The organism is Streptococcus oralis (genome assembly GCF_001578935.1).
Taxonomy (GTDB): Bacteria; Bacillota; Bacilli; order Lactobacillales; family Streptococcaceae; genus Streptococcus; species Streptococcus oralis_R.
Genome location: NZ_KQ969522.1, coordinates 284,538 through 299,754 on the forward strand (window position 1 = coordinate 284,538; position 15,217 = coordinate 299,754).

General features: G+C 42.9%; 16 protein-coding genes and 1 pseudogene. All 17 read right to left on the bottom strand.

Features of this window, described 5'->3' with window-relative positions:
• Positions 1–7: 7 nt before the first annotated feature.
• Positions 8–304, bottom strand: a complete 297-nt coding sequence (locus SORDD15_RS07755; RefSeq protein WP_001055347.1) for a 50S ribosomal protein L23 — start codon at positions 302–304, stop codon at positions 8–10.
• Positions 304–927 carry a 50S ribosomal protein L4 gene (gene rplD / locus SORDD15_RS07760; protein ID WP_000024537.1) on the bottom strand — a complete coding sequence of 208 codons (624 nt, stop codon included), beginning with the start codon at positions 925–927 and terminating at the stop codon, positions 304–306. The genes SORDD15_RS07755 and rplD overlap by 1 nt, the downstream gene beginning before the upstream one ends.
• A 24-nt stretch (positions 928–951) precedes the next feature.
• A complete protein-coding gene (gene rplC / locus SORDD15_RS07765; protein WP_000160197.1) occupies positions 952–1,578 on the bottom strand; it encodes a 50S ribosomal protein L3 in 627 nt (208 codons plus the stop codon).
• Positions 1,579–1,660: 82 nt separating this feature from the next.
• Positions 1,661–1,969 (bottom strand): 30S ribosomal protein S10, encoded by a 309-nt coding sequence (gene rpsJ / locus SORDD15_RS07770; RefSeq protein ID WP_001284513.1) that lies wholly within the window; start codon positions 1,967–1,969, stop codon positions 1,661–1,663.
• A gap of 265 nt (positions 1,970–2,234) precedes the next feature.
• Positions 2,235–2,861, bottom strand: a complete 627-nt coding sequence (locus SORDD15_RS07775) for a uridine kinase family protein (protein ID WP_061416101.1) — start codon at positions 2,859–2,861, stop codon at positions 2,235–2,237.
• Entirely contained in the window at positions 2,858–3,454 is a 597-nt protein-coding gene (nrdG, locus tag SORDD15_RS07780) for an anaerobic ribonucleoside-triphosphate reductase activating protein (protein ID WP_061416103.1), read from the bottom strand. Before nrdG ends, SORDD15_RS07775 begins: the two co-directional genes overlap by 4 nt.
• A 4-nt stretch (positions 3,455–3,458) precedes the next feature.
• On the bottom strand, positions 3,459–3,959 hold the full coding sequence (locus SORDD15_RS07785; protein ID WP_061416105.1) for a GNAT family N-acetyltransferase: 501 nt from the start codon (positions 3,957–3,959) through the stop codon (positions 3,459–3,461).
• Between the two features lie 43 nt (positions 3,960–4,002).
• Complete coding sequence (locus tag SORDD15_RS07790; protein WP_000521625.1) at positions 4,003–4,143, bottom strand: hypothetical protein; 141 nt, start codon at positions 4,141–4,143, stop codon at positions 4,003–4,005.
• An 11-nt stretch (positions 4,144–4,154) separates the two neighbouring features.
• Positions 4,155–6,362, bottom strand: a complete 2,208-nt coding sequence (gene nrdD / locus SORDD15_RS07795) for an anaerobic ribonucleoside-triphosphate reductase (RefSeq protein WP_061416107.1) — start codon at positions 6,360–6,362, stop codon at positions 4,155–4,157.
• A 120-nt stretch (positions 6,363–6,482) separates the two neighbouring features.
• Positions 6,483–8,000 (bottom strand): hypothetical protein, encoded by a 1,518-nt coding sequence (locus tag SORDD15_RS07800; RefSeq protein WP_061416109.1) that lies wholly within the window; start codon positions 7,998–8,000, stop codon positions 6,483–6,485.
• A gap of 35 nt (positions 8,001–8,035) precedes the next feature.
• Positions 8,036–8,179 carry a hypothetical protein gene (locus tag SORDD15_RS10300; RefSeq protein WP_000933184.1) on the bottom strand — a complete coding sequence of 48 codons (144 nt, stop codon included), beginning with the start codon at positions 8,177–8,179 and terminating at the stop codon, positions 8,036–8,038.
• Between the two features lie 73 nt (positions 8,180–8,252).
• Positions 8,253–9,785 carry a cardiolipin synthase gene (gene cls, locus SORDD15_RS07805; protein WP_061416111.1) on the bottom strand — a complete coding sequence of 511 codons (1,533 nt, stop codon included), beginning with the start codon at positions 9,783–9,785 and terminating at the stop codon, positions 8,253–8,255.
• Between the two features lie 135 nt (positions 9,786–9,920).
• Positions 9,921–10,864: pseudogene (locus SORDD15_RS07810) on the bottom strand (3-oxoacyl-[acyl-carrier-protein] synthase III C-terminal domain-containing protein).
• A gap of 14 nt (positions 10,865–10,878) precedes the next feature.
• The gene (locus SORDD15_RS07815) at positions 10,879–12,141 is read right to left on the bottom strand and encodes a F390 synthetase-related protein (protein ID WP_061416113.1); all 1,263 of its coding nucleotides are present in this window, start codon (positions 12,139–12,141) and stop codon (positions 10,879–10,881) included.
• Positions 12,119–12,934 carry an MBL fold metallo-hydrolase gene (locus tag SORDD15_RS07820; RefSeq protein WP_061416115.1) on the bottom strand — a complete coding sequence of 272 codons (816 nt, stop codon included), beginning with the start codon at positions 12,932–12,934 and terminating at the stop codon, positions 12,119–12,121. The genes SORDD15_RS07815 and SORDD15_RS07820 overlap by 23 nt, the downstream gene beginning before the upstream one ends.
• Positions 12,909–13,889, bottom strand: a complete 981-nt coding sequence (locus SORDD15_RS07825) for an NAD-dependent epimerase/dehydratase family protein (protein WP_061416117.1) — start codon at positions 13,887–13,889, stop codon at positions 12,909–12,911. Before SORDD15_RS07825 ends, SORDD15_RS07820 begins: the two co-directional genes overlap by 26 nt.
• Positions 13,890–13,892: 3 nt before the next feature.
• A complete protein-coding gene (locus SORDD15_RS07830; RefSeq protein ID WP_061416430.1) occupies positions 13,893–15,161 on the bottom strand; it encodes a glycosyltransferase in 1,269 nt (422 codons plus the stop codon).
• Between the last annotated feature and the right edge of the window lie 56 nt (positions 15,162–15,217).

Sequence of the window (15,217 nt, forward strand, 5' to 3'; positions counted from 1 at the left end):
CCTTAGATTATTCAGCTTCAGCAGCGAACAACTCGATTGCTTTTGAATCAGCTGTAAGTGTGATGATAGCTTTTTTAGTTTTGTTAGTAAAACCAGTGTAACGTCCGACACGTTTTGCTTTTGGTTTTACGTTTATTGTGTTAACATTTGCAACTTTAACACCTTCGAAAGCAGCTTCAACAGCTTGCTTAATCAAAAGTTTGTGTGCACGAGTGTCAACTTCAAATACATATTTTCCTGCTTCAAGTTGAGCCATTGAGCTTTCAGTGATGACAGGTTTTTTGATAACATCATACAAATTCATTATGCAAGAACCTCCTCGATTTTAGAGATAGCTGCTTGTGTGACAAGAAGTTTGTCGCTATTTGCGATGTCAAGAACACTTGCAGTTGTAGCAGTTGCAACTTTCACGTTTGGAAGGTTACGAGCTGAAAGAGCTGCGAATTCATTTCCTTCTTCAAGGATAACAAGAACTTTAGAATCGATGCTCAATGCTGCAAGAACTTTTGCAAATTCAGCAGTTTTTGGAGCTGTAAATGAAAGAGCGTCTACAGCTACGAATTTGTTTTCAGCAACTTTTTCAGAGTAAACTGATTTAAGAGCTAGGCGACGAACTTTTTGTGGAAGTTTGTAGCCGTATGAACGTGGAGTTGGTCCGAAGACAACACCACCACCACGCCATTGTGGTGAGCGGATAGAACCTTGACGAGCACGTCCAGTTCCTTTTTGACGCCATGGTTTGCGTCCACCACCTGATACTGCAGAGCGGTTTTTAACAGCGTGTGTTCCTTGGCGAAGGCTTGCGCGTTGGCTGATGATCACATCAAACACAACTGATTCATTTGGCTCGATACCAAATACTGCATCGTTAAGAACAACTTGGCCAGCTTCTTTACCAGTTTGGTCAAATAATGTTACGTTTGCCATTGTGACTGATTTCCCCTTTCTTTATTATTTACCAGCTTTAACTGCTGATTTGATAGTGATAAGAGATTTCTTAGCACCTGGTACGTTACCTTTGATAAGGATAACGTTCTTTTCTGGAACAACTTGTACCACTTCAAGGTTTTGAATTGTTACACGGTCGCCACCCATACGTCCTGCAAGGTTTTTACCTTTGAATACGCGGTTAGGCGCAACAGGTCCCATAGAACCTGGACGACGGTGGTAACGAGAACCGTGAGCCATTGGTCCACGTGATTGTCCGTGGCGTTTGATAACACCTTGGAAACCTTTACCTTTAGAAGTACCAGTTACGTCAACAACGTCTCCAGCTGCGAATGTTTCAACTGTGATTTCAGCACCAACTTCCAAGCCTTCAACGTTTTTGAATTCACGAATGAAGCGCTTAGGAGCCGTGTTAGCTTTCGCTACATGTCCTTTAGCAGGTTTGTTGCTCAATACTTCGCGTTTGTCATCGAAACCAACTTGGATAGCGTTGTATCCGTCTGTTTCAACAGTTTTAACTTGAAGAACAACGTTTGGAGTTGCTTCAATAACTGTTACAGGGATCAATTCGCCAGCTTCAGTGAAGATTTGAGTCATTCCCACTTTTTTCCCTAAGATTCCTTTTGTCATGAGAAAATAGTTCCTTTTCTATATTTTTTATTCAAAAAGTTTTTAACGAGCGTTTTTCATGCTCAAGGTATCAAGCTTTAGATTAAAGTTTGATTTCTACGTTTACACCACTTGGAAGATCCAATTTCATCAACGCATCAACTGTTTTTTGAGTTGGGTTAACGATATCGATCAAACGTTTGTGTGTACGCATTTCAAATTGTTCGCGAGAGTCTTTGTATTTGTGAGTCGCACGAATGATTGTGTAGAGGCTACGTTCAGTCGGAAGTGGGATTGGACCCGCAACTTGTGCACCTGTACGAGTAGCTGATTCTACGATTTTTGCAGCCGCTGTGTCAAGCGTACGGTGTTCGTAAGCTTTCAAACGGATACGGATTTTTTTGTTTGCCATCTTTTTCTCCTTTTCGTCTATTTAAGATAATAGGCTAGCTCCACAAGAAAACCGACGCGCGTTGCGTGGCAATGCAACCGAGCGTGTCGCAACCTCTTGCATCAAAGCTAAGGCTGTAATTTACAGCACCATAATAGAATAACACAAAGCCCCTACGATTGCAAGGGATTTGTGAGCTTTTTTTCGTTTTTTTAGGATGAAACTGTTTTCCTATTTCATCTTCCTATGATTACTGATTTACATCTATAAAAATCAATCTTTTCTTCTATATAGTATGCGTCATCTTGACCTTGAATTTATCGTCTGATTGATCCACTAGAATGTCCGCCCTTAACTCGGTTTCTCTATAGTATCGCAGATACTGTTCCCGTCTCATCTGATGGCTAGCTAATACAAAGGATGCATCGCGATTTCTCATAGTCGTATCTCGAGCGAGACGCCTCTTTAATTCTGTTTCTTCATCCGTATAGAAACAGATGGTTTTGTCAAAGAGTTCCTTGGGTAGAAAACCCACAGACATCCCTTCAACAATCAGAATCGGTTTTGCTCCAGACAAGACCTCGCTAGCCTTCCACGGTTCCTCGATTGTCAAGACATCCATACCTGCCTGCAAGGCGAGAATATCTCTCTGTAAGCTTGCCAGTTCATGCGCCACTGGCAGACAAGCTGTCACTTTTTGATCTGGTGCTTGCTTTGGTACTACCAGGTGACGTTCTGAGGTGATATAGGGGTCTGTCTCTAGTAAATTTACTTTTGTGGAATCTAAAGCTTGGTACAATTCCTGTGCAAAGGTTGATTTACCTGAAGCCCCATGACCGTAAATCCCTAGCGTCCTAATTCTTCCCGTTTCAATCTCTGAAACCAGTTGTTCTATCAGGTCTTTTTTCTTCATTCTCTCTTCACCTGTTCATAGCTTTCTTTTCCGTCATTAAGCTTATCCCAAATCACCACTTGCCCACTTTTGAGGGATTTTTGCACATCGATAATTCGTTGGTTCGTCGAACCTCGAAACTGGAGCATGAGATTGCGCTTGGTGCGATCATAGCGTCCATCGACGAGAATGTCAATCAAAGACAAGAGCTCCAGCTTGTCTGGCGTCTCCAGCATCATTTCTTCCCAAGTGTAGCCTGTCCAGGACCAGATGTCTTTATCTGGCAATTCCTTACGAATGCGTTTAACGAGAGGCAAGAGAATGCCTGTATTAAGAAAAGGTTCTCCTCCCAGCAGGGTCAATCCTTGAACATAAGGTTGAGCGAGATCTTCCATGATCTGTTCTTCTAATTCTGATGTATAAGGAATGCCTGCGTTGAAAGACCAAGTCGCAACATTATAGCACCCCTCGCAGTGAAACATACAGCCTGATACATAGAGAGAGTTGCGCACACCTTCTCCATCGACAAAGTTAAAGGCCTTATAATCAATGATCCGTCCTTTACTAAGTTCCTCACTTTTCCATTCACCTGGTTTTGGTGTATTCCATGTCATCCTTTTACTCCAAATCTATCCAGTAACGTTCTACGCCATTGCGAACATCTTCAAACACCCCGCCATTTGATACAATCACCGCTCTACTAGCAGAGTTTTCCACACTACAGGTCACAAGCGCTTTTGGGATATTCTTTTCCTTGGCAACTTGCAGACCTTGACGAAGAGCCTCTTTGGCATAACCTTTGCCTCTTTCAGATGGACGGATAGAATAGCCGATATGTCCACCTTCTTCCAGCAAATAGTCACTGAGACGCAATCGAAGATTAAGAAATCCAACTGCTTGACCTTTCTCGGAAAAAGCTACTAACTGAATTGCTGGGACCCATCCTTCAGGCAGATTAATCCCCATTTCCTGATTCTGGTTGCTTTCCAACCACTCTTCATAAGAAAAATCCTCAACATCCCAAAAACCCCCATCGTGGGCTGATTGAGTCTGTTCAAACTCTGCCATCATCTCTAAAACTGTTTCTTTATCTGCTAATCTTGGTCTACGTAATTCCATCCTTACCTCCCGCTAAGAGAAAAGCGAGAGCGGACTCTCACTTTCATTTTTTCTTGTTCTTGTTTAAAAACTGTTCTCTGAGGTTGAGCAAGCGTTCTTTTTTACCTGTCCCACCTTTAGAGTGTTTCTCGTGATAACGGGTCACTTGTGCGCGTCCCTTATCGTCTAATTGGTATTTCCCCATTCCGTTTCCTTCTAATTTGTTACTTCATGTCCAGCTGTTTTGATAGTAGAGCCATTCATGTGTTTGACACGCGCAGCGATTTCCTTGTGGCGTCCGTTAACCATCGGACGTGCTTGAGGATTGCCCAGATAACCACAGGTCCGTTTGACCACATCTACTGTTTTAGGGTCGCTATTGCCACAGTTGGGACAAGCAAATCCTCTCTCAGTTGGTTCAAAATCCCCTTCAAAGTCGCACTTGTAGCAACGATCAATCGGAGTATTGGTTCCTAGATAGCCGACACGGTCATAGGCATAGTCCCAAACAGCTTCCAGGGCTTTAGGATTTTGTTGAAGAACTGGATACTCACAATAATGGATGAAACCACCTGACGCACCTGCTTCTGGATAAACTTTCTCAAAGTCTAATTTTTCAAACGGTGTTGGATTTTTACGGACATCATAGTGGAACGAGTTGGTGTAGTATTCCTTGTCCGTAATATCAGGAATAGAGCCAAACTTCTCTGTATCCAAGCGACAGAAGCGGTCTGTCAGACTTTCAGACGGTGTGGAGTAGATAGAGAAATGGTAACCATATTGGTCAGACCACTCTTCCACACGACGTTTCATATCACGAATAATATCCAGTGTGAATTCCTTGGCTTCAGGATTGCTTTCCCAGCTGTTTCCAAAGAAGACTGTCGCCACTTCGTACAAACCGATGTAACCCAGCGAAACTGTTGCACGGCGATTCTTAAAGAGCTGATCAACACTTTCTTCTTTTCCAAGACGGCGACCAAAGGCTCCGTACTGATAGAGGATAGGGGCATTCGCTGGTGTTGCTTCCTTGGTCCGTTCAACACGGTAAACCAAAGCATCTTCTGCGATGTTCATCCGTTCGTTGAAGATTTCCCAAAACTTATTCAGATCCCCTTCAGACTCGAGGGCGATACGAGGCAGATTGACTGTCACAACACCTAGATTCATCCGACCTGAATTGACCTCAACACCATTTTCATCTTTCCATCCTTGAAGGAAAGAACGGCATCCCATAGGAACCTTGAAAGAACCTGTCAGTTCGATAATCTTATCATAGGACAAGACATCTGGGTACATCCGCTTGGTTGCACACTCTAGGGCCAACTGTTTGATGTCGTAGTTAGGTGAACCTTCCTCTAAGTTAAGTCCTCTTTTAAGCGTAAAGATGAGTTTAGGGAAGATGGCTGTGCGGTGTTCTGAACCAAGTCCCTTGATACGAATGGTCAAGATAGCTTTTTGAATTTCCCGCTCAAAACGACTAGTTCCTAGACCAAAACCTAGTGAAGTAAAAGGTGTTTGTCCATTTGAAGTGAAGAGGGTGTTGATTTCATACTCAAGAGATTGCATGGCATCGTAGATGTCTTTTTGGGTTTTCTTCCAAGCATAATCATCCCGTTTCTCAGGCAAGACCCATTCTTCCGCATCTTTGAGGTGCTTTTGGTAATTCTTCTCTGCATAAGGTGCCAAGACTTCATCGATACGGTCAGCTGAACAGCCCCCGTACTGGCTAGAAGCAACATTGGCAATGATTTGTGAAATCTGAGCTGTCGCAGTCTGGATAGACTTGGGACTCTCTACCTCTGCATTTCCAATCTTAAAACCATTTTCCAGCATGCCTTTAAAATCAATCAAACAGCAGTTGGTCATCGGAGTGTAGGGGCTGTAGTCCAAATCATGATAGTGGATATCCCCTTTTTGGTGAGCATTAGCTACGTGCTTAGGAAGCATTTGCAGCCCGATTGACTTCCCAACAATCCCTGCTGTCAAATCACGCTGGGTGTTGAAGACATCGCTGTCTTTATTAGCATTTTCATTGACAACGGCTTGATCTTTATTGAGAAGTTTATGGATACTAAAGTTGATATCTGTCGCTTTTGAGCGCTCAAAATCCCTTTGTGTCCGATAAGTGATATACTCCTCAGCCAGCGCATATTCTTTGGCTTCAAGGAGTTCATGTTCCACGACATTTTGAATTTCGTAAATCTTGACACCTTGAGGGAAGCGACTGTGAATTTCAGTCACGATTCTTTCAACTAGACCATTTAGGCGTTTTTCTACTAGAGGCGTAACGTCCATAACCTTTTCCGCTGCCTTGTGGAGAGCCTTGTCAATCTTGTCTACATCAAACACTACACGTCTACCATCTCGTTTTTCAACGAACAAGGTGGGAACGGTTGCAAGCTTTTCTTCTAATACAATCATATCCATGCTCTTTTCTAAAATGTTGTTCTATGAAGTATTATACCACTCTAAAAATAAAAATCAATATCTTGTGTTAAAAATCCTAAAATTTTTAAAATTCCACAAGATATTGATTTTTTGTTATTTTGATTTATAAAGTTTGAACTCGCTAGTATCTGTCTGAACAAGCTCATAGTTTTCACTGATCCAGCTCTCTACATCTGACCACAAGGCAACTTTTTGATTGACCACAATCATCTTCGGTTGATTCTCTTTCAGGTCATTCATCAGTTTAGTTTTATTTTCATCGCTTGCAGTATAGAGTGTTGGAGTTGATAGAGAAGTCGGCGCCAAGCGTTCACTTGTACGGTAGAAATCAGGACGATCATCCCAAGCATAGACACGATCCTCAGAACTCGTTTGTTGTTTGACCACGCTGGCAAGACGTTCTCTCTCCTGATAAGTTGCTGGGTGCGAAAGGTAGCGACTCACGATAGGAAGAACAATGAGATAGGCAAGGGCAATCAGTGGTAGATAGAAATTTCCTTTAAGGAAAGAAGTTTGTTTCTCACGTCTTCTTCTACGACGACTCCCTCCCTCAGAAACATCTTCCTTGATTCCTGTTAGAAGGAGCAAGACCAAGAAAGGAATCAGCACCACAAGACGAGTACCATTGATGGGTTCTTTGGAGAGAATCAAGATTCCCAAAGAAACCAAGAATCCTAAACTAGCAGCAAGCGATAAGGCATATTGCTTGGCTGGTTTTGACTGGAACAAGCCTGCAAAGAGCAAACCAAGGGAACCTAACCCAATAGCAAGCAAGCCATAGAAGGCTGCATTTTCAAGCAAATGTGAATTTGAAAAGAGGCTAAGAGTATGTACCGGATACAAGGTCTGGCTAATGGCATCCCCAAAACTACCTGTCCACACTGTATAGTAGCCTAAAGGATAGAATAAGAGTGAAAATCCGAGGGCTGACGCAAAGAACTGATATAGACCATGAACAAAGTGACCTTTAGCTAGATTAAAGCCGATGATGCCCAAGGCCAGTACAGCTGCAAACAAGGCGGTTGGGATTGGTGCAAGGAAGAAAGCAAGAGCAAGGCTCATACCCACTCGTACAAATCCTTTGTCATCCTTTGGAAAAGCTAGATAATTTGTAACGATACTCAATGAATAAAATAGGAAAGGTAGGGCTAGCAAGAGAGCATAACCGCCACCAAAAGCGAGGCCAGCTACAAGCAAGTATAAAATAAAGACAACTCGCTTCGCTTCCTTTTCTTGGCCGACAAGAGTATCCGCAGCCTTAAAAAGAAAAACACCTGCTCCAAACAAGGCCAACCACTCAACCAAAGCAATCAGAATGCTGCCTTGAAAAAGGTAGGTTAGCACATAATAGAGCAATCCCTCCGTCCCAAAGTAATCTGTATACATTTGACCATTTTGATGCAAGGCCCAACCGGTATAAAGTTCTTGAGTTTGTTGCGGACTGACTAAACCAAAAATAATAGACAGGGCAACCGAAATGGCTGTGGCCACTAAACTCCAAAGCAAAATACTAAAAAAGGGAATGGGAGCTCCTTCTCGTTTTTCTGGTACCGACCAGTCTTGGTAATGAGATTCTTCTTGCTTCTCATCTATTTTCCCGTATACGTTCATTCAATTTCTCCTCTAAGTTTATCTGTTTTAGTATATCAAAATCTTACAGGAATGTCAGCTTGGGATTGATATTTGCTGAATTTCTTATCCAATAGCGCAAAGCGTTCGATTTCACGAAAACGGTGGAATCGACTATTTCTATACTCTCTGATAAAATCATCATCTTCTAGATTAAGCATGGTTTTCTCCTTTACTTATCTATTCGTAAGAAGACAAAAAAGATCCAGCCTTGGGCTAGATCTTGATGAATAGTTAGAGCATAGGTGCAAACAACTGGACAATTTCCTTGATGAGGCTTTGATACCAGCTGGTTTTGATAGTGTGGGGATAAATTTCTTGAGAAACTTTAAAAATCTCTTCGAAGTCCCTTTCAATACCGATGATAGACTGCGTTCTATAAAGCAAGACGGCATTTTCATAGTGATGAAGCAAACTCCGATAGTCAAAATTGATGGTTCCCACAGTAGCTACCTCTCCATCGACAAGCATTTGCTTGCTATGAAGGAATCCCGGACTGTACTCATAAATTCGAACCCCCGCAGATAACAAGTCTGGATAGGCTCCTCGGGTAACTAACTGAATAACCTTCTTATCTGGGATACACGGCGTCACAATTCTCACATCTACCCCTCTCAAAGCAGCATTTTTGATACTTTCAGTTAGATCGTAGTCAGCAATCAGATAGGGAGTCGTGATGTAGACGTAATCTGTAGCTTGATTGATAAGATTTTGATAGACCGTTTTTCCAACTTGAGCTCTGTAGATGGGCTTTGGTCCACTACTATAGGGAATACAGAGCCCCATCCCATCTTTGGGTTGATTTTCAAGATGGTATTGGTCAAAGTCACTAATCTCTCCACGGTTGATATACCAGGCTGATAAAAAGAGTCTGGTAAAAGCCTTGACAGCCGATCCATCTAGGCGGATACCACTATCCTTCCAGTAGCCAAAGCGTTTGACATGATTGATATATTCATCTGCCAGATTGACACCACCTGTATAGGCAATTTGACCATCGATAATCATGATTTTACGGTGATCACGGTTATTATAGGCAACAGTCAATCGCGGAATCACTTTATTAAACTTATGAGCTTCGATCCCTCGACTACGAAGGTGAGTAGTATAATCCCCTGGCAGGGTTGCCATACAACCAATATCATCATAGAGAAGTTTCACCTCTACTCCTTGAGCTGCCTTTTCTTCCAAAATCTCTAAGATGCTGTTCCACATCAATCCTTCTTCGATGATATAGTATTCTAGGAAGATAAACTTCTCGGCTTTTTTGAGATCCTCCAACATCTGGTGCCACATATTCTCACCTGAAGAGAAAAAATGGGTATCCGTTCGATTATAGACATCTGCATTTGTGTCCATGCTGAGGAGCGATTTGATAACTCCGTAAGCCGACTTGTCCTGCTCTTTTAGCTCCAAACGGAGAGCTCTGCTATTGTCCTCTCGATCAACCATTGATTGAAGCTGCTTTAGCTGCTTCATTTCTTTTTTAGATAAACGACGCTCTCCAAACATGATATAGAGCAATGGTCCAAACACTGGCACAAAGGCTACTAACAGCCATGTTACCTTACTCTCAGGATTCATAGATCGATTGACAATCGATACAATGGTCGCTAAACTCACTAAAATGACTAGGATAATCCAGACAATTGGAGCCATCTGGCCTAGATAGAGAAACAAACCAAAGACGATAAACAACTCTGCCAACATGATGGTAATACTAAAACCATATTTGGACATGAGTAGCTGCATTTTTCTAGCTGTCATACATCCCCTTCCTTTTCTAACATTCTCCTTAACTGCTTGATAAACTAATGTTTCTACTAGTATACCTCAGTTCAGGGGTAGATGGCAACCTTTTGCCTTTGCTCAAGTTCCAGTCGTTCCGTGTTTAGGTAATTCTTACAATTTTAGAGCCAACATATTGACCGTCATACCAGCTGCAGTCCCCATAAGGTAGACAACATCTCCCTCCTTGATAAGTCCATGCTCCAAAGAATAAGCCAAGGCAAACGGTACAGAGACTGACACCATATTTCCATAGTCAGTAACGAGATTGGGGTACTGATTCTCGGCCACACCTAGTTTTTCCATGACCAAAGGAAGAGCACGACTTGCTTGGTGAGGAATGATATAGTCCACGTCTGCCAAGGCTAGCTGTGTTTTTCTTGAAACTCTTCAAACATGACTGGGATTTTACGAGCAGACAAGAGGAGGATTTTCTTCCCCTTCATGTCAAACATATAGTTGGTCTTCGTCGCTTCAGAGTACTCTTTTGGTTGAAAAGAAGTCAGACCTCCACGAATCTCCGTATCGTGAGCCCCTTCTGACCAAGTACGTTGGAGACTCGCAATGACCCCTTTTTCCTGATGACTTTTTTGGAAAATAAAGGCTGCTGCCCCATCACTAAAGAGTTCAAAACTTTCTTTTTGCTTGGGATTTAGCCCTAAACTTCCAACCTCACTAGACACAATCAAGACACGATTGTATTCGCCCGCCTCAATCAAGTGGGACATGGTCGATAGAGCAGAAATAAAGCTGGTACAGGTCGTATTGATGTCCATTGCTGGAATTGAGAGTCCTTTTGCCACGCGCTCATGAATCAAGGCAGCCGTACAAGGAATAGGCTGAACACCAACTGCACTAGCTGATACAAGACAATCGATATCTTTAATATCCAGATTTGCATGTTCAAGTGCACGCTGGATAGCTCCTTCTGCCAAGTCAAGTTGCGTTTCTTCATTTTCAACTACACGATAACGGGTCTGATCTTTAAATTGCACTGTATGCTTTGGAAGGCAAATGCCATAACCTGCGATTTCTACATGTCTTTTTACTTCTGCCATTGTCTTTTTTCCTTTCATAAGCGTTGGATACGTTTGAGTTTACGGCTAGTATCCCAGTGATAATCTGAAAATTGGATTTGAGGAACTATGAACTCTTTTTGCTGGGCCAAGAGTTGGAACTGTGCTAAAATTGCTGTCTCTACGTCCTCATCTCGTTGGCTTAGACAAACTTCCACTAATTTCTCAGAATGTTGCTTAACTTGATAATCTCCTACATTCTCCACAAAGAGGATGCAACGTCTGATAAAGTCTGGATAGATCGTTACCTGCCCCCCATTCTGCCCTTCAAAGTAGAAGATATCATCAGAACGTCCTTCGACCTTGTCAATCCGTGTATAGCAGGAGCCACAGGGACAAGGCTCCGGATTTTCAACCAAGATATCATTGAGCTGGTAGCGATAAACAGGCTGACTACTTCGCTTAAAGTCCGTAATCACTGGATAGAAACGGCGGTCATCTAGATATTGCTTTTCCACAAAGATAATGTCTTCGTTGAGATGCAGATTGCCAGCTGAGCAAGTGCAGGCTAGAAAACCTTCTGTCGCCTGATAAACTTGGTCAATGATAGATAGTGAGAAGGCTTCAGCGATCCGTCCCCTATCACTATCTTCCAAGATTTCCGCCACCGAAACGATTTTTCGTGGGTAAATAGCTAACTCTCTATCCTTGAGACGCTTGCTCAATTCAATCAACATCGAGGCTGGCGCCACAATAATCGTTGGTTGATAGTTGTTGAGTCGCTCGATATGCTCATCTGTATGTTTGAAAATATCAAAATACTCTAGACGAATGAGCGCCGTATTGATGGTCTGATAGAGTTCATTATCAGCTCTCAGGAAAAAGGCGATGCGGTGTCCAAAAAGCTGCCCCTTGGGCAACATCTTTGCCAAGATAGCCGCAGCCCACATACTTCGCTCTTTCTCTGTTGTGATAAAGAGCCCCCGATGTCCAGATGTCCCCGAAGACAGACCGACGGCCACCTCCCCTTTAAGTTCAGTGAAGTCACGGGTCTGCTCACTTTCAATAGCTAAGGATAAGGCTTCATCACGATCCACTCCTTGGGTGTTGAGCTCATTGAAATGTTCCATCATAAAAGCCTTGTCCATATGGTCAAAGTCGCTAGGAACCCCATTTTTAAAGTAAGGAGACTCTCGCTTTAAAAAGTCCATATAGTTGGTTAATTGCTTTTTCTGATAGTTTTCTAAAGCTTCTCGAGATTTGAAATGATGAAGCCATCGAGTTTGGATAAAGGTTTTAAGAAAGGTTATTTTTTTCATGTAAGATTGACTCTATCCTTTCTACAGGATCATGGCTAACAACTACCTCGATACCGGCCTTTAAAACTTTCTCCAGAAACTCTGCCCCCCTGATATAGTCGGCCTTATTGTCCTGAACCAAGGAAGGAATCAGGTGCATCTGCTTGGTGTAAGGTAAGAGGTCAATTCCCCAACAGAGGTCCGCTGCAATGAGGAGATTAAGGTCTGGAAAATATAGACAGGCTTGCCCCCTAGCATGCCCGTCAACAGAAGCTACTAGGACACTGCCATCTCCGAAAAGATCACAAATCGGACGATAGGGAAAAGTTGAATCTTGCTGGTCAGCTCTGATAATGGTTAGATTTTTCTCAAAAGAAGCTGGTAAAAACTCCTTGAAAATCAAGTCTTTCAACTTGGGTTTTTGGTAGACTTTATATACTTCTTTTGTCAAGATAAAGGTTGCATGAGGAAAGAAACTAGCTCCTCCCAGATGATCTGGATGTAGGTGCGATAGAAGAACGTAGTTAATTTCTTCTGGTTTGATTCCCTTCGCTTCCAGCAAACGTGAAATTTGGTCCTTCTCCGTCATTTGAACGGGCGTTCCTAGCCGATAGAAACCATAGCGAAGCCGGGTCTTAATATCGTAATGATAGCCTGTGTCATAGAGGAGATAGTCCTTGTCCCTGTGTTTGATAAGAAAAACACCTGCTGGGAAGGTCATCTTTTGATTCTTGACTCCCTTAAATAGCAAACCTGTGTAGCTGGTACAGTAGCCTGCTGGGAAATAATCAATGCTTTCGATAATCTTGGACATATTGTTCAATCCCTTCCGAAATACTGATTTGAGGGCGATACCCCAAGTCTCGCTCCGCCTTGCTGATGTCCAGCGTCTGACTATAACGGAGCAGATAATAGGTATAGCATGTCAGAGGCGGTTCACCTTTGAGTTTCAAGACCTTATACAGAAACTCTAAACTACTAGCAATAACTGAAAGAAGAGGAGCTGGCACTTTTCTGTATGTTATTGGATAGCCCAACCCTCTTAAGGTTTCTTCTATCAAATCCTTAAAGGCTCTTGGTTCCCCATTGGTAATATTATAAACTTCGCCACTAGCTTGAGGGGTCTCTAGTGCCAAGCGAATTGCCAGAGCGACATTTTCCACACAGGTCATATCCATGAGCTGACGACCGTCTCCTATTAAGGGAATGCCAATCTTCTGACTGAGTTTGAGAACTCTGGGCAAAATACTGGTATCCCCAATCCCAAAAAGTCCACGAGGTCGTAAGATAATACTCGGAACATCGGGATAATCCTTAAACAGCTTCTCCGAAGCCAGCTTACTACGAATGTAGTTGTTCAGATTATTTTCCTGAGGCGCAGCACTTTCTTTGATAGCTAGCTGATCTCGAGGCGCAGCATAGATGCTAGGCGAGGACACATAAACCAAACGCTGAATACCAGCCTCTCGGCAAGCATCCAGAACATACTTGGTCCCTAAGACATTTGTCTGGTAGAAATCCTCCCAAGGTCCCCAAACGGTAGAAAGAGCAGCCGCATGCACAACCATGTCCATCCCCTGACAAGCCCGAGCCAAGTCCTCTTGCTTGGTCAAATCTCCCTGAAAAAATGCCACAGAGGAGTTCTCTAAAGACTGCCCCACCTTGCGATTGCGTCCAAAAGCACGTACCTGATAGCCCTGCTGACTGAGCTCTTCAACAACATACTTACCTAGAAAGCCCGTAGCACCCGTTACCAATACTTTCTTCATTTTTTACTTCTCCTTGTCCCCTAAGAGCCGATGTATTTCGCTCTTCAGAATCTCTGTTGGCTGATAGATTTGAGCTGCACGACTAAGTTTGTTCAAGTCTGGCCAGTCATCTCTAGCCAACAACTCATCAAAGGCACGTCCAATCGCTTCCGTATCCTCTCGTTTAGCAGTCAAGGCAATCCCTGCCTCTAATCCACGAACCGCATAGTCATACTGATCATAGTCATGGGGGAGAATCAAGGCAGGCTTACCATAGATGATACACTGGTAAAAAATACCTGCACCACCATGATGAATCACATAATCCATCTGAGGAATGTACTCCTTATAGGGAAGATAGGATACCACAGAAACATTGTCCATGAGCTCTTCGCATTGGAAGTCTTGTCCGCCAAACCCCAGAGTCACAAAGAAGTGACAGTCCGGATGTGCTTCTGCCAATTGTTGTGTCTGATAGAGGAGATTATCTTTAGCCCATGCTAGCTGAGTGCCACAGGAGACAAGGACCTTCTTATAACCTGCATAAGGAGACAAATCGAGGGGATAATTTTCTGCCCTCTCAATCGAAGAGCCAAAAGGTCCCACCCAAAGGTAGTGCTCTGGAAAACCACTTTTCAGCTCCAACTCTTTCATCCCAATTCCCAAGATGGAATAGGGTGAATAGATGGTTTCCTGACCTTTCTGATTGTAGAGCTTAAAATCGTAACGTTTCAATCGTTCTCTCAATAAAAAGCTTACGATTCGTTTCCCTAAACGAGTCCCTTTTCTTCCTGTCCATTGCAGACCAGATTGGAAAGATGTTTTTGGACTGCCCATTCCTCCAAAGAAACAAGGCGGTCCATCTGTCGTTTCAATGGCAAACTGTGTCGCCATCGTGGTAATCCAGGGAATATTCAACTGTTCCGCAACAAGTCCTCCAGAGAGGGTTATAAAGTCCGCAATCACAATATCCGGTCTATTTTCCTGCCACTCTTGCACTAATTGATCTGAAACCACATTGATCAAATCAAGACTAGCTGACAACTGTCGATAAGCAGAAAACAGGTTTAATTGACCTTCATTGTTGGCTACACGCTCAAACTCATCTACACAATTTTCTAAAATGGGAATCACCCGGAATCCCATCTCCTCTGCTACAGTTTTTCGTTGCGGCCCTGTAAATAATCGAATCTCATACAAGGGATCCTTCAACAAGGGTGCGAGCAGATTCAGGGTTGGGAAGAGATGCCCACTTAAGGGCACTACAACCACATCGATTTTGATTTTTCTCATATGTCTAGAATAGCAAATTTTTAAAAAAAGAACTACCAAAATGATAGTTCTTTCCA